The organism is Leuconostoc gelidum subsp. gelidum KCTC 3527 (assembly GCF_000166715.1).
Lineage (GTDB): Bacteria > Bacillota > Bacilli > Lactobacillales > Lactobacillaceae > Leuconostoc > Leuconostoc gelidum.
Genome location: NZ_AEMI01000019.1, coordinates 60,873 through 81,957 on the forward strand (window position 1 = coordinate 60,873; position 21,085 = coordinate 81,957).

Here is a 21,085-nt window from a genome sequence, read left to right on the forward strand (position 1 = left end):
TTTATCATAAAATCTATTGGCAGGGACGTCTGTAAATTTGGTATAATAGGTTAAATTGAGAGGTGCATATGGCAAATAATGATTATAAACGTCCTAAATTTCAGAAATCAACGCATAACATACGTAATTTTTTTATTTTAATGGCAGGGATAGTTATTATTGGATTAGGTGTGTTTATCTATATTGGTTACTCGTCGTCACCAAAAACGTCAGAACCAATAACACAAAGTACCGCGAATAGTAGTACAATTAACGAAACAATTGATTCAAATGTGAAAGAATCTAGTGGTGAGAACAGCACTAGTCACGCTACTGATGCCTCACGGTCATCTAGCTCGTCTTCTTCTAGTAGCTCTGATAAAGATTCAGCTCATTTGAAAGGAAAAAGCATCACAGAAGCAATAAATTGGGCCAAATCCCATGGCCGCTATTATTCATGGTCCATTACATCTGGTGGTGACGATGCTGTTGTTACTTCAGTGACAGATGATGGACACAATATTAGTTTTGTTGCATCTGAAAAATAAAATAGTAAGAGAGTATCATATGCCACATAAAATTTTAACGATCGCCGGTTCTGATTCTCTTGCTGGTGGGGGTATTCAGGCTGATTTAGCAACTTTTGCCAACTATGAGTATTTTGGATTGAGTGTGATCACGGCAATTGTCACGATCACACCAACGGATTTTAAAATATATCCAGTTGACCTTAAAATTATTGAAGCACAATTGAAATCGGCATTAGCATTGGATGATATTGTAGCAGTCAAGGTCGGTCTACTTCCTACACCCGAGATTATAACCCTTGTAACCAGCTATTTATCACAAATTAATGTACCAATTGTGGTTGACCCAGTGATGGTGTTTAAAGAAACAGATCAGGTTAACGTTAAAAATATTGCAGACACGTTAAAAACGCAGCTATTACCGCTAGCTACTATTGTCACGCCAAATCTAAATGAGGCACAAATTTTAGCGAACCAGCGAATTGAAAGTGTTAATGATATGAAACATGTGGCAGCTGCTATTGCTCATTATGGTTGCAAAAACATTGTTGTTAAGGGTGGTTCTAAAATTCCTGGTAACCAAGCAATTGATATATTATTTGATCGTAAAGAATTTTACATATATCAGCAAGATAAGATACACACATCTGAATTGTATCACAACGGTGCAGGCTGTACTTTATCTGCAAGTCTTGCTGCTAATTTAGGGCATTCATTTAATGTGGTTCATGCGCTTAAGGATGCGAAAGATTTTGTTTGGCAGGGCATTCAAAATGGGGTGACATTAAATTCAAAATTCAGTGATGGTAACGTATGGCAGGGTGCACGGAGAAAGAATCATGAAACAAAAATTTAATACAAAGCAAATGACTATGTTAGCAGTGATGATTGCACTGAATGTTTCACTGTCATATATTGTTAGAATTCCAGTACCAGCAACAAATGGTTTCGTCAATTTAGTTGAAGCTGGCATATTTCTGACTGCAATACTTGGTGGTTCACGTAATGGCTTAATTGTTGGTGGACTCAGTGGTTTGCTATTGGATTTGTTGGCTGGCTATCCACAATGGATGATTTTTTCGTTGGTTATCCATGGTATGGAAGGTTTAGTTGTTGGTTATTTTGGTTATCAAAAAAAATTACCTAGTCAAATTATTGGTTTAGTAATTGGTTCATTAATTATGATTATTGGTTATCTGTTAGCTGGCACATTTTTATATAATTGGACGGCTGGCTTAGCATCAATTGTTGGTAACGTTGCACAGGCAGTTATGGGTTTGATTATTGCACTCGTTTTAATCCCAGTATTTAAACAGTTACCACAAATTAATTTTAAAAACTAAAAGTAGAGGCGACAGGTTTTTGTCTGTTGCTTTTTCATGTTATGAGGTGTATTTCATGAAGTATCATTTTTCACGTGATTTACGTGATAGCGATAGAGCGCAACTCTATCGTGCATTAGACTTTTTTAATATTGCGGCTTATTTTAAAACCGTGGCTGATCAAGAAGAATTATTTGGTTTCGGATCACAGCAAGAGGCTGATGTGCCAAATAAATTAAATGGTAATATTATATTTGGTGGTTATCCTTTTGATGAACAAGTCGTGCAAAGTTCTAAATTGATGAATGGCATTTGGTTTATACCACTAATTTTTGTAAAAATTACTCGAAATATCATTATTTTTGAATCTGATACTGTCGATAATTTTAACGAATGGTTAACAAAATTCAAGGTCATACCTATATCAAAAGTTGCTAGCCATGTTATCACGAGTGAATTAGATTGGACATTACGGACACAAAAGTTAATTAATACGATAATTAGTAATGACAAGCTCAAGAAAGTCGTTTTGGGACGACAACATCAGTATGCACTTTCAGATACATTATTGGCCTCAGCGCTTGTTCATGCGTTAATCACACAAAAAAATACGTATCACGTTATTTTAAAATATCAGCAGGAAATGTTTGTTTCGGCAACACCAGAACGTTTAGTTAAGGTGACTGATGGGCAGGTTAAAACAGCAGCAGTTGCTGGCACAATCCGTAGAGGAAATACACAAACTGAAGATAAATTGCTTGGTGATGCATTACTAAATAGTCATAAAAATCAACAAGAGCACCGATATGTTGTCAATAACATTTATCAAAAACTACAAAATATGACAACAAACTTATATTTACCATCTCAACCAATTTTATTACAAAACAGGCAATTACAGCATCTGTATACACCAATTAGTGCCAATTTAATTAAAGAGTACACAGTACTTGATGTTGTTAATGCCTTACATCCGACGCCAGCACTTGGTGGTGTACCACAAGAAGAGGCGCTGCACTACATTAAAGTGCATGAAAGATTGCCACGTGGCTTATTTGCAGCACCTATTGGCTATTATACGTCAAATAATAGTGGTGAGTTTGTTGTAGGTATTAGATCAATGTATATCAATCAAGTAGCGCATACGGCAACTTTATTTGCTGGTGCAGGTATTGTTTCTGATTCTAATGCGACACAAGAATACCAAGAAACTAATTTAAAATTAGAACCAATGCGACAATTACTGAAAGGTGATGTCAATGACAATTAATTCGCTTACTAAAAATACGAAGCATCTATTGCACGCACTTTATCAAAGTGGTGTTCGGCATTTTGTTGTGTCACCAGGATCCCGCACAACACCAGTGGCATTATTATTAGCAGAATATGCACGGCAAAATAAAAACATTAAACTATATATTGATGTAGATGAACGTTCGGCTGGCTTCTTTGCGTTAGGTATTGCTAAAAAATTGCTTGAACCAGTGGCACTTTTAGGAACCTCTGGCACAGCAATTACTGAGTATACCTCGGCCGTTGCTGAAGCTCATATTTCACATATTCCACTTATTGTTTTATCGACAGATAGACCGGTAGAATTGCAAGATAATGGTGCACCGCAAACAATACCACAACATCAAATATTTGGTGCATTAACAAAAAAATTTGTAGTATTTACTTTGCAGGATGAACAACCAGATGTGACATCATATATTGATTTCATGACACAAAAGTTAGTTCATGAGATAGTGATGTCACCTAGGGGGCCACTGCAGATCAATTTACCACTACGTAAACCATTAATGCCACAATTAAATGAACCAACCGCAATTATTGTGCCACTCCTAAAATTTGATGCGATAGATGATAGTATGTCTCCAATGAAGCTTTCTGAATCACGAGTAGTTATTATTGCAGGTCCAAATGAAGGCGCTGACTATCAGTCTGAACTGCTAAATTTTTCAAAAAAATATCATGTACCAGTTATTGCTGATGTGTTAAGCCGTACGCGACAAAAAACAACCATTTATGGTATTGATGCGCTGATTAAGGCCAATATTTTGACGTCAGCTTATCAACCGGATCTTGTGATTCGATTTGGTGCAACACCGGTTTCGGCTCGTATATTGGAATGGTTAAAATCAGAAAATATACCAGTTTGGTTTGTTGGTGAAAATACGTTAGCTGATCACTCAAGACATGTATCACGTGTCTTGCAACTAACACCAACTTCATTTTTATCACAAATATCTGTCGATAATAATGCTGAATTTTATCAGCGATGGCAAGATTTGAATCAAAAAAAGCGATACATTACTGGGGAGGCAAGTATTGCAAATGTCTTAGATCGTGTGTTACCAGATCAAACAGCTGTTTTTGTTGCTAATAGTATGGCCATTCGTGATATGGATGATGTCTTTACTGGACAAACAACACAAAATATTTATGCCAATCGTGGTGCAAATGGTATTGATGGTATTATCTCGACTGCCTTAGGAATGAGCAGCACTTCACAAAAACGTAGTGTATTGTTAACTGGTGATTTAACGTTATTTCATGATATGAATGGTCTCATGATGGCGCGGCAATATCATCTACCAATTGATATCATTGTGATCAATAATAACGGTGGTGCTATCTTTTCTTTTTTACCACAGGCAACGGCAGAGCCCTATTTTGATATGTTATTTGGGACACCACTTAATTTAAATGTATCAAAAATTGCCGACTTATATGAATTAGCGTATGTGAAAATAAAAATGGCTGATGAATTAGAACGGGTGATTAAAATCCCTGTTACTGGAACAAGATTGATTGAATTTGAAAGTAATCGCTCGAATAATGTTAAAGCACATCAGCAGTTAATGGGTGGTGTACAGCATGAATAGAAAAATTGTTACTGTAGCAGGTTATTCATATCATGTTTTCCATCAAATAAATGATGAGACGGCAACAAAGTGGGTGTTACTTCATGGGTTTATGGGAACACATCATGATTTTGATGCGTTGATTGATGAGTTACCAGGTGAGGTAATGACTTTTGATTTGCTAGGATTTGGTGAAAGCGCAAATATAGTCGATGATCCAACACGTTTTGAAATGGCAGCACAAATTGCTGATATTCAAATGATTTTACAAACCTATCATTGGTCCAATATTAATTTGTTAGGTTACTCAATGGGTGGTAGATTGGCACTTGGATTCGCATTTTCTCACAATGAATTGGTTGATCAGTTATTTCTTGAAAGTGCATCAGCTGGTCTTAATTCAGCCTTAAATCGTAAAAAACGTCGTGCAGCAGATACTGAAAAAGCAAAACAAATACTGACAGATTTTCATGAATTTGTTTTAAACTGGGAAAAATTACCATTGTTTGCAACACAAAAAAAATTGACAGCAACACAACGTCAGGTCATTAGGGCACAACGTTTAGCACAGCAACCGCAAAATGTTGCTAATTCTTTAAACTATATGGGAACAGGGGTACAGGTCAATTTTTGGCCCAAGCTAGCACAATTAAAATTACCAACCATATTGCTTGTTGGTGAGTTTGATCAAAAATTCAATCAAATCGCAGATGACATGATGATGCTTTTGCCCAATGGACAAAAGCATGTGATTAAAAATGCTGGCCATAATATGCATGTGGAGCAACCAAATCAAGTCATTGAGGTATTGAAAAATGTATCGTATTGAAGCATTGGAAATGATACCCATTTCTTTAAGATTAAAGCAAACTTTTAAAACCGCGCATAGTACCACTAAAAACCGTCCATTGACACTAGTTAAACTGACAGTTAGTCACAGTGCTACCGGTAAAAAAACAATTGGGTTAGGTGAAATACAATCTTTTGCTGACTTTAGTTATACGCTTGAAAACCAATCGGCTAGTCGAGAAATTGTGAATACTATGATTAATCCAGTGATCCAAAACGCAACGTTTGAATCACCACAAAAATTTGCTGAAAAGCTGGAACGTTTGACGCCGTTTGGTTCTTTTGCAAAGGCTGGTGTTGAAATGGCGGCTTGGGATGCCGTAGGTAAACTAACAAATCGATCTTTGGCACAAATGATTGGTGGCACAAGGCAACGTGTGCCGGTAGGGACTGTACTCGATTTAAATGCTGATATCAGTGATATTAAACGGGCTATTGATAAGGGGTATCAACGTATCAAAATGAAGATTGACGCACAATCGTTAGATAAACAGAAATTAATTGCGCGATTAAATCAATTTCCCAATCAACAATTTTCATTGGATGCTAATAGTAGCTTTAGTGCACAGACAGCAGAATTTTTTAATCAACTACCTGAAAATGTTGCTTTTATTGAACAACCCTTTTCTGAAAACGATTTTGTTAATCATGCTTTTCTTCAAAAAAATACACCACATTTTTTAAGTTTAGATGAAAGCATTAATAGCTTAGATGATATCAATACAATGATTGCGTTGCATGCTGCCAAAGCGATCACCATTAAACAAGCCAAAATAGGCGGCATTACTGCAGCATTGAAAGCAATTCAACTTGCTAGTCGTGCTGGCATTAAACCTTGGATAGGTGGCATGTTGAGTAGTAATTTAGGCCGAGCTGTTGATTTGGCAATGGCTAGTCTGCCAAACATTACTTTTGCGGGAGATATTTCTGAAAGTAGTCATTATTTTGAGCATGATATTACAGTTGAAACATTCGAAATAACAGAAGGATTAATGACTGTGCCAACCCAGAATGGTCTTGGCGTGACTTTAGATGACTCTTTTGACGTGTTATAATAGACTTATAATTGGAAAGGAATGGCATATAATCATGATGAATAATTTTAAATTTCAAAACAAAACGTCTATTCGTTTTGGAAAAGATCGCTTAGAAGCTGAACTGCATGATGCTGTCGCACAATTTGGCAATAATGTTTTATTGGTCTTTGGCAGTGGTTCAATTAAAAAATCAGGTCTTTACGATCGTGTTATTGGCTTATTGTCTGGCATGAACGTCGTTGAACTGTCAGACATCTCACCTAATCCTAAAATCAGTTCCGTACGTGAGGGCCAAGCGCTGGTAAAAAATCATGATATTGATGTTATCTTGGCTGTTGGTGGTGGATCAGTAATTGATGCTGCTAAAGTGATTGCTTCTTCTAAATTTTATGATGCAGATCCATGGGAGTTAGTAACAGATGCAGCAAAACGTCAAACAATTGAACAATTACCATTAGTTGATATTCTGACATTATCAGCGACAGGGACAGAAATGAATACTGGATCAGTGATTTCTAACCCAGATACACATCAAAAATTAGGAACATATGGTCCTAAAACACCGGCAGTGTCATTTTTGGATCCACAATTGACATACTCGGTTTCAAAGTGGCAAACAGCTGCCGGATCAATTGATATTTTTAGTCATTTGACAGAGCAATATTTCGATAATGGCGCCAATGATGTGACATCAGGTATTATGGAAGGATTATATCGAGCAGTTATTAAAAATGCACCGATTGCCTTAGCAGAACCTGATAATTATGATGCACGTGCATCATTAATGTGGACCGCAACAATGTCATTAAATGGTCTAACGAATGTTGGTAATCAAAATGGCTGGACTGTACATCCTATTGAACACGAGTTATCAGCTTATTATGATATTACACATGGCGTTGGCTTAGGAATTATGACACCCCGATGGATGAAACATGTGTTGTCCGATAAAACCTTACCAAGATTTGCTCAGTTTGGCCGTCATGTTTGGGAATTAACTGGTACTGATAAAGAGGTTGCTCATCTCGCTATCCAAAAAACGTTTGATTGGATAAAATCTCTTGAAGTCCCAACTACATTACCCGAAGTTGGTATTATCGATGGCACATATTTCCAAGACATGGCTGAAAGTGCCGTAATGGTTGGTCATTTGAATCATGCAGCATATGTGACACTACAAGTTGCAGATGTGGTTCATTTATTTGAAGAAGCAATGACAGATCACGATTTCAGCAAGTAAGCAGTGTTCAGGTTAGCAAATCAATGCTAGCTTTTTTGTTAGCACATAATGAGTAAATAATCATAAAATATCTAATCGTGATATACTAAATATTAAAGGATTTTAACTATGGATAGCATACATCTTTCACCGCGCTTAAAAGCAGTTGCTGATTTTGTACCATTAAATGCGCGATTGGCAGATATTGGTTCAGATCATGCTTACCTGCCAGTAAACTTACTACTTAATGATAAAATTAGCCATGCCATTGTTGGCGAAGTAGCTAAAGGGCCGCTAGATAATGCGCATCATGAATTAAAAAAGCGTCATCTCCTAGAGCGTGCCGATGTAAGGCTAGCTAGTGGTTTAGCAGCAATCAATGATACGGACAATGTCGATACGGTCACTATTGCTGGTATGGGAGGCATTTTAATTAGTAACATCTTAAATGCGGGTAAACAGCAAGAAAAAACTTTTAAGACGCTTGTGCTACAGCCGAATACAGATGAGCAAATTGTTCGGAGGTGGTTAACGACACAGCACTATCAAATTATTGATGAGACAATTGTACAAGAAGAGAGTCATTTTTATGAAATTATTGCTGCAGTAGTTGGAGAACAACAGTTATCTGACCTTGATTTAATATTTGGACCTTACCTAAGAGTAGAAAAAACGGCAACTTTTGTTGCTAAATGGCAAAAAGAGAGTGAACGTATTGCGCTAATATTCAAACAGTTACAGGCTGCAGGTAAATCAGATACAGATACGTATAGGCAATGGCAATTACGTTACAATCAAATTCAGGCGGTTATTTCATGATTATTGCACAGGATTTAATTCAAAAAATTGAAGCGTTTGCGCCCAAATATCTGGCTGAGTCAGGAGACCCTGTTGGTTTACAAATTGGAGACCCACATCAAGTAATTCATCGTGTGATGACGGCGCTTGACGTCAGGCCCGCAGTTGTCCAAGAAGCCATTGAACAACATGTCGATTTTATTTGGGCACATCATGAAGTTATGTTTTTGCCAGCGAAAAATTTAGATTTAAGTATTCCGCAAAACAAAATGTACGCTGATTTGATCAAACATAATATTGTTGTTTACGCAACGCATACTAATCTTGATAGTACAGTTGATGGTATGAACGATTGGCTTGCTGAAGCAATTGGCATTCAAAATGTTACACCACTAAAACCAAATGATGATGGTACAACAGGACTAGGCCGCATAGGGTATCTGACTAAAAGTATGACTGTGCAGGCATATGCTGAAAAAATACGCGATGTGTTTGGCGTTAAAACGGTTCGAATTATTGCCAATGATTTAAACCAATCAATTCAAAAAGTAGCGGTGCTTGGTGGCGATGGTGGTAAGTTCTGGCGTATCGCTAAGGATGCAGGTGCTGATGCTTACGTGACGGCTGATATATACTATCATGTTGGACATGATATTTTGGCCGCTGACTTTGTAGTCATTGATCCAGATCATCATATGGAAGCCATAGCCAATAAGCATATGTCTGAAAAAATAAAATTATGGTTTGAAAATGACAAGACGCTCACCGTTTTTCCAACCAGTATTAACACTGATCCATATACTTATCTTTAAAAATAATGGCGTTTTGACGTCAATAATTCCAAATTTGAAAGGAAAAATGATTTTAATTTTGCTAATGTTTGTTAATAGCAATAGCTCAAAATCATATGATACGCATGAAAAATGAAAAGTATCCAGAACTAACACAACTTTTTTTGAAATATGTTGCAGTTGACACACAATCTGATGAAAATTCACAAACAGTCCCTTCATCTCCTAAGGAAGTCGATTTTTTGTCTAACTTAGCTGAAGAACTACAAGTTATTGGATTAACAAATGTTCGCATAATGCCAGATGGCTATGTTTTTGCTGAGTTAGCAAGTAATACTGACAACAAAAAAATACCAACCATTGGTTTTATTGCGCATGTTGATACGGCAGATTTTAATGGTAGCAATGTTAAACCACAAATAATTGAAAATTATGATGGTGAATCCAATATAAACTTGGGGAATAGTGGTTATATACTTAAACCAACAGAATTTCCAAGTTTGAAAAAATACGTTGGCCACACTTTGATCACAACAGACGGTATGACTTTACTTGGGGCTGATGACAAGGCTGGAGTTGCAGAAATAGTAACCGCTGCAAAATATCTCGTGTCTCATCCAGATATTTTGCATGGGGATTTACGTTTTGCTTTTGGCCCAGACGAAGAAATTGGTATTGGGGCAGACAATTTTGATACGAATGCCTTTGGTGCTGATTTTGCTTACACAGTTGATGGTGGACCTGCTGGTGAGTTGGAATGGGAAACATTTTCGGCAGCAAGCGCAATAGTTGATATACAGGGACGTAATGTTCATCCTGGTACTGCAAAAGATACCATGGTTAATGCTATTCAAGTCGCATTTGATTTTCATGCGCAATTACCTGAAACTGATCGTCCGGAATATACGACAGGCCGTGAAGGCTTTTGGCATGTAATGGCAATTGAAGGCAATCCAGAATCAGCACAATTACGTTACATTATACGTGATCATGACCGTGATAAATTCGACAACCGCAAGCAAAAATTATTGGATATTGTAAACCAGTTCAACACGAAATTTGGTCAAGAACGTGTAACTATCACACTAAAGGATCAGTATTATAATATGGGCGAAATTTTAAAGGATGATATGCGATCAGTATCATTAGCCAAAGAAGCGATGCTAGCACTAAACATTAATCCTATTATCGAACCTGTTCGTGGTGGTACGGATGGTTCAAAGATCACTTTTCTTGGTTTGCCAACACCAAATCTGTTTGCTGGTGGTGAGAATATGCATGGTCGTTTTGAGTATGTGTCTACGACTGTGATGTCACAGGCCACCGATACGATTTTAAAAATTATTGCATTAGCAAAATAAAAACTGTTAGAGCAATCATGGTTGGTTGCTTTTTTAAATCCTAATGCACAAAATTTCATGACTTGAGTGGCGGTTCAGCGCGGGTACGGTATTTTTGATACAATGGAGTATACATATTTCTAGGGGAAACCGATGAGAAAAAATTTAAAAATATTAATCGCATTCATTGTTGTTGCTGCATTGGGAATGGTTGCATTTATTTTGCTCAAACAAACGCAACCATCGGTTAAAACTGCTTTACCACAGAAAGCAGCGAAATTAGCTAAAGTAAAGCGTATTAATTTGGTTACATTGGGTGACTCCTTAACAGAAGGTATTGGTGATGATAAAGGAGAGCAAGGTTATTCTGGACGCATTGCAAAAAAAATTGAAACACAGTATAATGTTGCTGTCACTATGTCAAATTTTGGCAAAGCAGGTGATCGATCAGATCAAATTCAGGAACGTTTAAATGCACAACCCAAATTTCAACATGCCGTTAAACAAGCTAATGTCATTGTTTTGACTTCTGGGGGGAATGATCTACAGCAGTCATTGTTAAAAAACGTATTTGCAAAAACGCCCACGGACTTAACGGCTGCTGTAGTCAGTGACCAGGCTACCTATCAAACTAAATTAACACGACTTTTCCATGAAATTAGAACATACAATCGTCAGGCACCTATTTTTATTTTTGGTAATTATAATCCATTATTCGTTCACTTTCCACAAAGAAAAGATTTGAACCAAGATGTACAGTTATTTAATACAATTAATAGTCATGTTGCTAAGCAAGATAAAAATGGTTACTACGTTGGGTCGTTTGATTTAACTTTTGGTCAATATCGATCAAAAAAAATGCGGCAATCATTGGGCCAACAAGCTGCTAAAAAAACGACTGAAAATCAAAACAGCGATCAAGCCATGACAGCAACTTTGATGGGTGAAACACATGTCAAAAATACATGGATTAGTCAGACAGATAACTACCATCCAAATAGTATAGGTTATAATTATATGACAACACAGTTATATCATGTCATGAGAAAGGAACAGGAAAAATGGTTGATAAAACACTAAAAAGACCGCAATTTTTGAAACGGAAACAGTCACCTTGGTTTTGGTCCTTTTGGGCACTTTTAGGTATCATCTTATTAACTGGTATTTTTTTCTTTCGTATTGCGGCACAACCAGTATCAATGACAGATCATAGGTCTAAAATTGCCACTTCGGATGCAACATTTGATGTATCACTCAATAAAAAACAGGTTAATGCGCTAGTTGCTTATTATTTGAGTGATTCTAATGTTAATGGCTACACTTTCCGTGTTGAGGATAATATTATGATGTATGGCAGCGCAAAATTTCTCGGGGAAAATTTTAAATTTGGTATGATGTTGCGACCAGAAATCACAAAAAATGGTAATATTATTTTAACAGCACAAAAATTAGCCATTGGCAACTTACCATTACCAATAGGTGCGGTGCTGCAATACGTTAAAACGAGTTATAATGCACCAAAGTTTGTGCAAATTAATCCGAAAAAGAAACAAATTTTTATTGATATGACGCAATTACCGGTGACACAAGGCATGTCTTTTCGAGCGAAAGTGATTGATATGAAATCAGATAGTTTTATTTTTGAAGGAGGTCTCGCCGGTGGCAGGAAGTAATCGTTCATTTTATAGTTGGTTAATGACGAACCGAAACACAGTTTCAGCTAACGAAATACAACAATTTGCGAATAACGCTTTTCTAGATTCAACATTTCCAAAACAAAGCACTGATTTTGATGAAATTTCAAAATACTTGGAAGAAAATACAACGTACTTGATGAGTATGACGACTTTTGATCAGGCATGGGAACTATACCATACTGCAAGCACATAAATATTAAGATAGGAAATGTATTCACGCGATAGAAAGCGTATACATATATACTCATGGCACAAATAATACAATGGTTCCCTGGCCATATGGCTAAAGCTTTTCGCTTAATGCGCGAAAATTTAAAACTAGTTGATGTAATTTTTGAACTCGTCGATGCGCGAATTCCAGAAAGTTCACGAAATCCAGAAGTTGATAAGCTGATTGGTTCAAAACCACGCCTGTTAATTATGACAAAGGCAGATTTAGCAGATCCTGAACAAATTCGAGCCTGGAAAGCACGTTTTGAATCAGAAGGCCATACTGTTTTAGTACTCGATACACGTGATCCGCGCACACCACAATTGGTTACAAAAGCAGCTCGACGTGCAGTGGCATCAAAAAAAGCAGCACAAATCGCGCGTGGTATTCAGGATCAACCTATTCGTGCAATGATTACTGGCATTCCAAATGTCGGAAAATCAACTTTACTTAATCATTTAGTCATGAAAAACGTCGCACCAACTGCGGATCGTCCTGGTGTGACTAAAAAAATTGCTTGGTTGAAAACACCAACCAAATTAGATTTATTAGATTCACCAGGTGTTTTATGGCCTAAGTTTGAAGATCAAGTTATTGGTATGAAATTAGCATTAACAGGTGCAGTTAAAGACACAATTTTTGCCAAAGATGATGCGGCGTTATTTTTGATTGGATTTTTTAGAAATTATCGACCTGAATCAATTGTTGAGAGATATCATTTAACAGAAGATATTTTTGATAAAGAAAATGTACAGATATTACTCGAAATTACAAATAAACTTGGTTTTAAAGATAATTATGAAAAAGCGAGTGAACGGTTATTAAATGATCTACGTAAAGGGAAACTGGGAACCTTTACGTTAGATTTAATTGTGGCGACAGATGACTGAAACAATTAGTAGCATTAAATCTTTACTGAAACAAATTGATGACATATCTGATATTCGTTTATTAGAATGGCGAACCGATTCGCGTTTAGGTGTTCAAACAGCGCTGAAATCTTGGGATAAGCATTATTCAAAACTTCGTCAGCAAGAAGAAGCGTTTCAAGAACGCTTTTCTTTTGAACGCCATTATTGGCATCAAGGCATAACATATATTGCGGGGATTGATGAGGTTGGTCGTGGCCCGTTAGCAGGTCCGGTAATCGCAGCGGCAGTTATTCTACCATCCAATTTTCATAATATTGATGTGATTGATTCAAAACAGTTGTCAGCAAAAAAACGTGAAGAATTGTATCATATCATTATTGAACAAGCTGTCTCAATTGGAGTTGGGGTCGTTGACGCAGCAACAATAGACGATATTAACATCTATCAAGCAGCCAAATTGGCTATGACAAAAGCAGTAAAAGATCTTGCACCGGAACCAGAAGTACTATTAATTGATGCGATGTCATTAGATATACCAATCACACAAGAATCACTGATAAAAGGTGATACGTTGAGTAATTCAATTGGTGCTGCAAGTATTATAGCTAAAGTGACACGTGATCGCTTAATGACAGAGTATAGTGTGATGTATCCAGGCTATGGCTTTGCTAATAACGCTGGTTATGGGACCAAAGAACACTTAGATGGCCTTAAAAAAAGAGGGATTACGCCAATTCATCGCCAATCATTTCAACCAGTGCATGACCAGCTATAAATATGAAACACTCAAAAAATCTCCAAGCAAGTTAGAAAAAATACTAGCTTGCTTGGAGATTTTTGAGTATGTCATGTTTTTTTTTAATGTTTTAAATTGCAAATAAATCATAATTAAAGTAGGATAATTTTTCGTTTATCTAATATAATAGTTCCATTTGTAACTAGCTTTTTAAATAAGCGACTCAATGTTTCTGGTGTAATATGTAGTGAAACAGCTAATTCTTTTTTGGTTATGGCTAATTCAAATGTATTGTTCATCTGTATTGCAGCAATTTCATGAAGGTATTTGAGTAAACGTTCATCTGCACTTTGTAATGATAAACTAATTTGGCGCTGTTCTAATTCAGTTAAACGTTCACCATACACATTCAACATATGTAAAGATAATTTTGGATTTTCTTGTAATAAATTTTGAAAATCTGTTCGGCGAATCATGCAAACACTTGAATCAGTCTTTGCACGAGCAAAGTGATGATGAAGTGCATCGGTAAACAAAGAAGACTCGACGTCAACTTGATGACTATGTAACGTGTATAAAAGCAGTTCTTTACCATTCTCGTTAACATTTAAAACGTCAATTTTTCCAGTATCAACAATAATTAATGCAGACAAATCGTCATCAGGTTCATAAATATAACTGCCAGCAGCATATTGCTTTTGGTGTATGGATATTTTGACTAGTGCTTCAATCAACATATCAGGCAGTTGGGAAAAGATAGGCGCAGCTTTAATACAGGCAAAAGCAGAATGTGACATTTTTCACTCTTTCTTGATCTAAGTCAATTTTTTGTATGTGAATTAATTATACAATAAAAGTATCAAGAAAAGTAATCTGCCCTTGGAGGACAAAACATGAAAGTTATTATTATTGGTGCAACACATGCTGGCACGGCCACAATTAAATCCATAACAAAACGCCATTCTGATGTTGAAGTAGATGTTTATGAAAAAAATGACAATGTTTCTTTTCTTTCTTGCGGTATTGCACTAACAGTTCAGGGAGAAGTTAAAAATATTGAAGATCTATTCTATTCGTCACCAGCAATTTTAAAAGAAGCGGGTGCGAATATTCACATGAAGCATGAAGTAACACGCGTAGATACAACTAATAAAACAGTTGATATTTTAAATCTTGTTACAAATGAAACGTTCACAGAAAGCTATGATAAATTAGTCGCTTCTACTGGATCCTGGCCAGTTGTACCGCCCATTCCAGGAATTGATGATAAACGGATTGTTTTATCGAAAAACTATACACATGCGCAAGAACTAATACGTTATGCCAATGATGCTAGTATCAAACGCGTCGTTATTATTGGCGGCGGTTACATTGGTACTGAACTCGTTGAGGCGTTTAATGTCAAAGGATGCGAAGTCACATTAATTGATAATCAACCGACAGTTTTGAATCGCTATTTTGATGCCGAATTTACCAAAAATGTAGCGCAATTATTTGCCAGTCACGGAGTTGCTGTTGAAACAGGCAAAACAGTACAAGCATTTGAAAGTACGGAAGAAGCAATTATTATTAAAACGGATGATGGTGATTTTTCAGCTGATTTAGTTGTCATGTCTGTTGGGTTTCGACCAACAACACAACTATTTCAAAATCAACTTGAAATGACTCAAAATGGCGCCTTAATTGTTAACGATTATATGCAAACTAGTGACCCAGATGTTTTTGCTGCTGGAGATTCAGTCGCTGTTCATTATAATCCTACTGGTGAAAATGCCTATATTCCTTTGGCAACTAATGCGGTACGTCAAGGCACACTGATTGGTTATAATCTGATAAGTCCAACCATTAAATATATGGGCACGCAATCTACTTCTGGTTTGAAGCTGTATGATTTAAATATGGCATCTTCAGGTTTGACTGCGGCTCACGCAAAAGAATTAGGACTTGATGCTGATAGTTTGACAATGACTGATAATTTCCGACCTGAATTTATGTCGTCTACTGAACCAGTATTGATGACGATTACTTGGGAGAAGGGGACCCAACGAATTTTAGGTGTTCAACTGCAAAGTAAATACGATATTTCTCAATCAGCTAATACGGCGTCAGTAGCGATTCAAAATCGTATGACCCTAACTGAGCTAGCTTTTGTAGATATGCTATTTCAACCCTGGTTTGATCGACCATTTAATTATTTAAATCTTCTAGCACAAGCGGCATTAGATAAAGAAGAAAATTAAGCAACAGGAAAAAATATTTTCAAAAATGAGCTGTACCCCCAAAGTTAAAGTATTAAATTTAACTTTGGGGGTACTTTTTATGACTAAAATTTCAAAAGAAACAAAACTTCGAGTTTGGCGTTAAAAAATGAATAAAACACATATAACAGCAATCATGCCTAGACGATCCAAGACTTATATTGAAAATTTTTTTAAACAAGTTAAAGGTTGAATTGGATGATTTATTACAATACAGCGTCAAATAAATTCAAATGAAAATAGGCAGCACCAAACCGATAAAATATCGACTTCGGGCTACCTAGAAAAGACAAACAAATATTTATTTTTGCTTTTGGGATATGTTTCAAAATTGGCGGACTATGATCAAACAGGACTTTATTTTGAAAGATATTTATCTGTTTTTTGTGCAATCGTTAAAACATCCCCATCCGGCGTCATATTGATTTTACTATATAACATGACTGGAATATCTGTTACTTCTGCTGCAACTAGGGGTAGGGCTTTTAAAATGTCCATAAGTTGGTTATAATCACCTTCCAAAGTTGATTCAAAAGCACCTACTTGATAATTTACACCGGAGTGATCGATATAGGCAATTACATGGTCAACAATACGAATTATTTCTGATTTGTTGGCGGTCATAGGTAATACTTGAACAGCAATACTTGCATTAATTTGAGACATTAGAATATCCTTACTTTCGGTTGATTTAAAATAGTCAGTTGAGTAACGCACTTATATATTTTGTAACCAAACACGCTATCAAATAGTGGTATTGTGACGTTTGAGAAACTATTGTATTCATCACAAGCTAGCTTATCTAGTCTGAATGTTAGCTAGACACGTCTATACGCGTTATTCTATCACAATGTGAATGCTCCTGCAATTTTTTTTGACCGGTATGATAAAAGTTGCCAAAAGCCCATTGTTTTATTATACTAAAATAGTATAATATTTATACTGTAATTAATGTTTGAACAATCATTGACAACTAACTATATTTTGGAGTGTTATTAATATGCTTTATTTTCTTGGTTTATTTGCTGGCTTTATTTTGGCTAATCAGAGTCCGATTAATGCTAGATTGGGTGATACCGTAAAATCACCATTCATTTCGAGCCTTATTTCTTTTACTATCGGCACAATATTTTTGGCAGTTGTTTATTTTGTTAGTGGGCAACACGCTGCAAACCTGATTTATACTGCTACCGCTAATCCTTGGTGGATTTGGTTTGGCGGCGTCATAGGCGTCGTTTATTTGACTTCTAATATTCTAATGTTTCCAAAAATAGGCGCGATTCAAACAATCATTTTACCTATTGTGGGACAAGTTTTGATGGGTGTTATCATTGATAGTTTCGGCCTCTTTGGTGTCAGACAAGTGCCGATATCTTTAATAAAAATAAGTGGTGTATTTATTTTGTTTATCGGTATTTATATTGCCGTTGTATTGGCCAATAAAAAAGTTGCAAACAAAGTCTCGACAACGGGTGCAGAGCAAACAACAGCAATATTAAATATGTGGCGTATTTGGGGCGTGTTTGTTGGTTCATTATCAGCAATTCAACAAGCTATCAACGGTCATTTAGGGTATTTACTTGATTCAGCAGTAGCTAGTGCGGTTATTTCATTTATAATTGGCACTGTGATTATTTTAATATTTATTTTGGTAAGAGAGCCGCATTTATTAGCCAAGGCCATGGCCATGCCACTTAAAAATAAACCATTATGGTTGCTCACTGGTGGTATTTTGGGCAGTTTGTTTGTCTTTTCAACAACATTTTTAGTTCCCAAAGTTGGTGCTGGTATGACTGTTACATTAGGCTTGACGGGGTCTATATTAGGATCAATGGTTGTCTCACAGTTTGGCTTATGGCAATCACCAAAACAGCAAGTAACGCGTATGCAAGTCGGTGGTATTTTATTCATGATTATGGGTGTCGTGTTGATTAAGTTTGGGTAAAGCGTAATGCTTGCAGTAAGAATTATTTTATTAAAGAAGGAAAGTGTATGTTTCAAAAAATAAAAAAGTGTTTAAAGTGGCTTGGCATATTATTAACCACCATGATCATCATTGTGACAATAGCTTTTACTGTGTCTCCATGGCCCAGCGCCTATGTCATCGGACGTATGTTTAATGGTCCTGTAAAAATTACTGATAAAGAAGTGTTCGGACAAGCAAAGAAAAATGTGACGGTTAAAAGTGATGTGCGCTATGAGTCAACAACCAAAAATAATACGTTAGATATATACACACCCAAAAAGGAGACAAAACCAGTAACGACTTTGATATGGGTACATGGTGGTGGGTACGTTGGTGGCGATAAGTCAGGTCTGCGGGAGTTTGCCACAAAATTAGTCAACGATACACATGTTGCTGTTGTTAGTATCAATTACCAAACTGCACCATCAGCTGTATATCCGAGTCAAGTGCGGCAAGTCAATGATGTTATAAAGTTTTTGAAAATGACTCCCATGTACCAACAAAAATTGAATTTGTCACGTATTATGTTTGGCGGTGATTCAGCGGGTGCGCAGATTGCATTGCAATACGCAACTATTCAAACAAACGCAAGTTATGCCAAAGAGATGGCAATGCCTGCTGAATTAGAAAGTGGTCAAATTAAAGGAACAATCTCTTATTGTGGGCCACTTGATTTACAACAGGTAGCTAAGCAACAACCAAAATCATTGTTCATGAGATGGTTTATCAATACCGTTGCATGGAGTGAGTTGGGGGACAGAAATTGGCGAAAATCGTATACGCTGCAACAAGCATCACTTGTTAAACAAATTACGAGTCAATTTCCGCCAACCTACATAACGGATGGCAATGCTTATTCTTTTCAAGAACAAGGATTAGCATTTGAAAAGCGGTTACAACAATTGCACGTACCTGTCACGAGTTTATTTTTCAATCACGATGAAAAAGAGGTGACACATGAATATCAGTTTAACTACCAAACGTCATTGGCTCAAAAATGTTACGATGAGACACGTCATTTTGTGATGCATTATCAATAAGTGTGTTAGACAATTCATAATTTACGACGAACAAACAGTAAACCGATGTTTTAAATTTTTATGATCCCTTAAGTGATCTGTTATTGATTTATTTTTAAATTTTTAGGATAGTCATTTTATTTTAATTTAACATGGTAAACGACTGTTATGTTCAGTGTCCTATTTAAATATTCATTTTATTTGTAACAAATATTGTTAAAAACAAGAATTTTATTTGACTTTTTATATTTGTTTTTCTACAATGCATTATATAGTATAAAGGGGAAAAACAGATGTTAGACAAAACAATTTACAAGCAGATTTTTAAAGCTAGTTTTAACGCCCCAATCGACGTTGAATTCTGGGATGGTGAACAGGTGAGCTATGGTGTGGGAGAACCTATCGCTAAAATCATCTTACATGAAGTTATACCAATTAAAGATATCATGTCACATGCCTCATTGACTTTTGGTGAAGCCTATATGGATGGTAAAATTGAGATTCAAGGTGATTTACAAAAATTAGTTAATACAGTATATAGTTCAAAGGAAAGTTTTTTGAACAATTCTAAATTTTCTAAATTGATTCCAAAACACGCACACACAGAAAAAATTAGTAAGGCAGACGTTCAAAGTCATTATGATATCGGCAATGACTTTTACGAGATGTGGCTTGATCCAACAATGACTTATTCTTGTGCCTATTTTGCTAGTGAGGATGATTCATTAGAAGATGCACAATGGAATAAAGTCCGTCATATCTTAAATAAATTACATACTAAACCTGGCGAAACGGTGTTAGACATTGGTTGTGGTTGGGGGACATTAATGTTTATTGCAGCCAAAGAATATAATTTAGAGGCCACAGGTGTTACCTTAAGCCAAGAACAGTATGACTTTGTGTCCAACAAAATTGAAGCAGAAGGTCTACAAGATCGCGTTCATGTTTATCTAAAAGATTATCGTGAACTTGAACAAACTTATGATCATGTCACTTCTGTTGGTATGTTTGAACATGTTGGTAAAGAAAACTTGGCAGAATATTTTATGCAAGTTAAAAACCGATTGGTTGATAACGGTACTGCTTTAATTCATGGTATTACTGGACAACATGATGGCGCTGGTGTGGATGCTTGGATTAATAAGTATATTTTCCCAGGTGGTTACATTCCTAATATTGCTGAAAATATCGGTCACATTATGAATTCATCAATGCAAATAGATGATGTGGAACCATTACGTCGTCACTATCAAAAAACGTTAGAGATTTGGACTGAAAACTTTCATCATGTGAGTGAAGAAGTTATTTCAAAGTACGGAGAACGTTTCTACCGCATGTGGGATCTTTATTTACAAGCATGTGCTGCCTCGTTTGAATCGGGCAACATTGACGTTGTTCAATATTTGCTTACAAAAGGCCCTTCGGGGACAAAATTACCAATGACGCGTTCTTACATTTACAACGCCGATATTGCACACAGTGTGAAATAATTTAATAAAAAATGCTAATGATCTTGTGATTATTAGCATTTTTTCTTGAATTATAGTGCTGTATAAAGTACCATAATTGTGATTATAATAACTAATGGTTGACATAG

At 36.2% G+C, this 21,085-nt stretch carries 22 protein-coding genes; 20 read left to right on the plus strand and 2 right to left on the minus strand.

What is annotated here, in order from left to right; translation table 11 throughout:
* The first annotated feature begins 68 nt into the window (after positions 1 to 68).
* The 16 genes from EUI_RS0105400 (at position 69) to EUI_RS0105475 (ending at position 14,284) form a co-directional block, all read left to right on the plus strand.
* Positions 69 to 527, plus strand: a complete 459-nt coding sequence (locus EUI_RS0105400; protein ID WP_010016642.1) for a hypothetical protein — start codon at positions 69 to 71, stop codon at positions 525 to 527.
* Between the two features lie 19 nt (positions 528 to 546).
* The gene (locus EUI_RS0105405; RefSeq protein ID WP_010016643.1) at positions 547 to 1,362 is read left to right on the plus strand and encodes a bifunctional hydroxymethylpyrimidine kinase/phosphomethylpyrimidine kinase; all 816 of its coding nucleotides are present in this window, start codon (positions 547 to 549) and stop codon (positions 1,360 to 1,362) included.
* Positions 1,346 to 1,849 (plus strand): ECF transporter S component, encoded by a 504-nt coding sequence (locus EUI_RS0105410; RefSeq protein WP_010016645.1) that lies wholly within the window; start codon positions 1,346 to 1,348, stop codon positions 1,847 to 1,849. Before EUI_RS0105405 ends, EUI_RS0105410 begins: the two co-directional genes overlap by 17 nt.
* A 55-nt stretch (positions 1,850 to 1,904) precedes the next feature.
* Positions 1,905 to 3,098 carry an isochorismate synthase gene (locus EUI_RS0105415; RefSeq protein ID WP_010016646.1) on the plus strand — a complete coding sequence of 398 codons (1,194 nt, stop codon included), beginning with the start codon at positions 1,905 to 1,907 and terminating at the stop codon, positions 3,096 to 3,098.
* A complete protein-coding gene (menD, locus tag EUI_RS0105420) occupies positions 3,088 to 4,716 on the plus strand; it encodes a 2-succinyl-5-enolpyruvyl-6-hydroxy-3-cyclohexene-1-carboxylic-acid synthase (RefSeq protein WP_010016647.1) in 1,629 nt (542 codons plus the stop codon). The genes EUI_RS0105415 and menD overlap by 11 nt, the downstream gene beginning before the upstream one ends.
* The gene (menH, locus tag EUI_RS0105425; protein WP_010016648.1) at positions 4,709 to 5,524 is read left to right on the plus strand and encodes a 2-succinyl-6-hydroxy-2,4-cyclohexadiene-1-carboxylate synthase; all 816 of its coding nucleotides are present in this window, start codon (positions 4,709 to 4,711) and stop codon (positions 5,522 to 5,524) included. Before menD ends, menH begins: the two co-directional genes overlap by 8 nt.
* The gene (gene menC / locus EUI_RS0105430; RefSeq protein ID WP_010016649.1) at positions 5,511 to 6,599 is read left to right on the plus strand and encodes an o-succinylbenzoate synthase; all 1,089 of its coding nucleotides are present in this window, start codon (positions 5,511 to 5,513) and stop codon (positions 6,597 to 6,599) included. The genes menH and menC overlap by 14 nt, the downstream gene beginning before the upstream one ends.
* Before the next feature lie 37 nt (positions 6,600 to 6,636).
* Positions 6,637 to 7,821, plus strand: coding sequence for an iron-containing alcohol dehydrogenase (locus EUI_RS0105435; protein WP_029508525.1), 1,185 nt, complete (start codon positions 6,637 to 6,639; stop codon positions 7,819 to 7,821).
* A 108-nt stretch (positions 7,822 to 7,929) separates the two neighbouring features.
* Positions 7,930 to 8,619, plus strand: a complete 690-nt coding sequence (locus EUI_RS0105440) for a tRNA (adenine(22)-N(1))-methyltransferase (RefSeq protein WP_010016651.1) — start codon at positions 7,930 to 7,932, stop codon at positions 8,617 to 8,619.
* Positions 8,616 to 9,410 carry a Nif3-like dinuclear metal center hexameric protein gene (locus EUI_RS0105445; RefSeq protein ID WP_010016653.1) on the plus strand — a complete coding sequence of 265 codons (795 nt, stop codon included), beginning with the start codon at positions 8,616 to 8,618 and terminating at the stop codon, positions 9,408 to 9,410. Before EUI_RS0105440 ends, EUI_RS0105445 begins: the two co-directional genes overlap by 4 nt.
* 104 nt (positions 9,411 to 9,514) lie before the next feature.
* Positions 9,515 to 10,750, plus strand: a complete 1,236-nt coding sequence (gene pepT, locus EUI_RS0105450) for a peptidase T (protein WP_010016654.1) — start codon at positions 9,515 to 9,517, stop codon at positions 10,748 to 10,750.
* 132 nt (positions 10,751 to 10,882) lie between these two features.
* The gene (locus EUI_RS0105455) at positions 10,883 to 11,809 is read left to right on the plus strand and encodes a GDSL-type esterase/lipase family protein (RefSeq protein WP_010016655.1); all 927 of its coding nucleotides are present in this window, start codon (positions 10,883 to 10,885) and stop codon (positions 11,807 to 11,809) included.
* Positions 11,791 to 12,402, plus strand: a complete 612-nt coding sequence (locus EUI_RS0105460; protein WP_010016656.1) for a YpmS family protein — start codon at positions 11,791 to 11,793, stop codon at positions 12,400 to 12,402. The genes EUI_RS0105455 and EUI_RS0105460 overlap by 19 nt, the downstream gene beginning before the upstream one ends.
* Positions 12,389 to 12,619: a YozE family protein gene (locus tag EUI_RS0105465; RefSeq protein ID WP_010016657.1), complete on the plus strand. Its 231-nt coding sequence runs from the start codon at positions 12,389 to 12,391 to the stop codon at positions 12,617 to 12,619. The genes EUI_RS0105460 and EUI_RS0105465 overlap by 14 nt, the downstream gene beginning before the upstream one ends.
* A 53-nt stretch (positions 12,620 to 12,672) precedes the next feature.
* Positions 12,673 to 13,527, plus strand: a complete 855-nt coding sequence (gene ylqF / locus EUI_RS0105470; RefSeq protein WP_010016658.1) for a ribosome biogenesis GTPase YlqF — start codon at positions 12,673 to 12,675, stop codon at positions 13,525 to 13,527.
* Positions 13,520 to 14,284, plus strand: coding sequence for a ribonuclease HII (locus EUI_RS0105475; protein ID WP_010016659.1), 765 nt, complete (start codon positions 13,520 to 13,522; stop codon positions 14,282 to 14,284). Before ylqF ends, EUI_RS0105475 begins: the two co-directional genes overlap by 8 nt.
* 113 nt (positions 14,285 to 14,397) lie before the next feature.
* Here EUI_RS0105475 and EUI_RS0105480 read toward each other — a convergent pair whose 3' ends face one another.
* Entirely contained in the window at positions 14,398 to 15,042 is a 645-nt protein-coding gene (locus tag EUI_RS0105480) for a Crp/Fnr family transcriptional regulator (protein WP_010016660.1), read from the minus strand.
* A gap of 96 nt (positions 15,043 to 15,138) precedes the next feature.
* On the opposite strand from EUI_RS0105480, the gene EUI_RS0105485 reads away from it, so the two are divergent.
* Positions 15,139 to 16,485 (plus strand): FAD-dependent oxidoreductase, encoded by a 1,347-nt coding sequence (locus EUI_RS0105485; RefSeq protein ID WP_010016661.1) that lies wholly within the window; start codon positions 15,139 to 15,141, stop codon positions 16,483 to 16,485.
* A 375-nt stretch (positions 16,486 to 16,860) separates the two neighbouring features.
* Here the strand turns inward: EUI_RS0105485 and EUI_RS0105490 are convergent, their stop codons facing one another.
* On the minus strand, positions 16,861 to 17,169 hold the full coding sequence (locus EUI_RS0105490) for a thiamine-binding protein (RefSeq protein WP_010016662.1): 309 nt from the start codon (positions 17,167 to 17,169) through the stop codon (positions 16,861 to 16,863).
* A 334-nt stretch (positions 17,170 to 17,503) separates the two neighbouring features.
* Between EUI_RS0105490 and EUI_RS0105495 the strand changes: the two genes are divergently transcribed.
* The 3 genes from EUI_RS0105495 to EUI_RS0105505 all read left to right on the plus strand — a co-directional run bounded on the left by EUI_RS0105495 (position 17,504) and on the right by EUI_RS0105505 (position 20,978).
* The gene (locus tag EUI_RS0105495; protein WP_010016664.1) at positions 17,504 to 18,448 is read left to right on the plus strand and encodes a DMT family transporter; all 945 of its coding nucleotides are present in this window, start codon (positions 17,504 to 17,506) and stop codon (positions 18,446 to 18,448) included.
* A 47-nt stretch (positions 18,449 to 18,495) separates the two neighbouring features.
* Complete coding sequence (locus tag EUI_RS0105500) at positions 18,496 to 19,509, plus strand: alpha/beta hydrolase (protein WP_010016665.1); 1,014 nt, start codon at positions 18,496 to 18,498, stop codon at positions 19,507 to 19,509.
* A 272-nt stretch (positions 19,510 to 19,781) separates the two neighbouring features.
* Entirely contained in the window at positions 19,782 to 20,978 is a 1,197-nt protein-coding gene (locus tag EUI_RS0105505; RefSeq protein ID WP_010016666.1) for an SAM-dependent methyltransferase, read from the plus strand.
* The last annotated feature ends 107 nt before the right edge of the window (positions 20,979 to 21,085 follow it).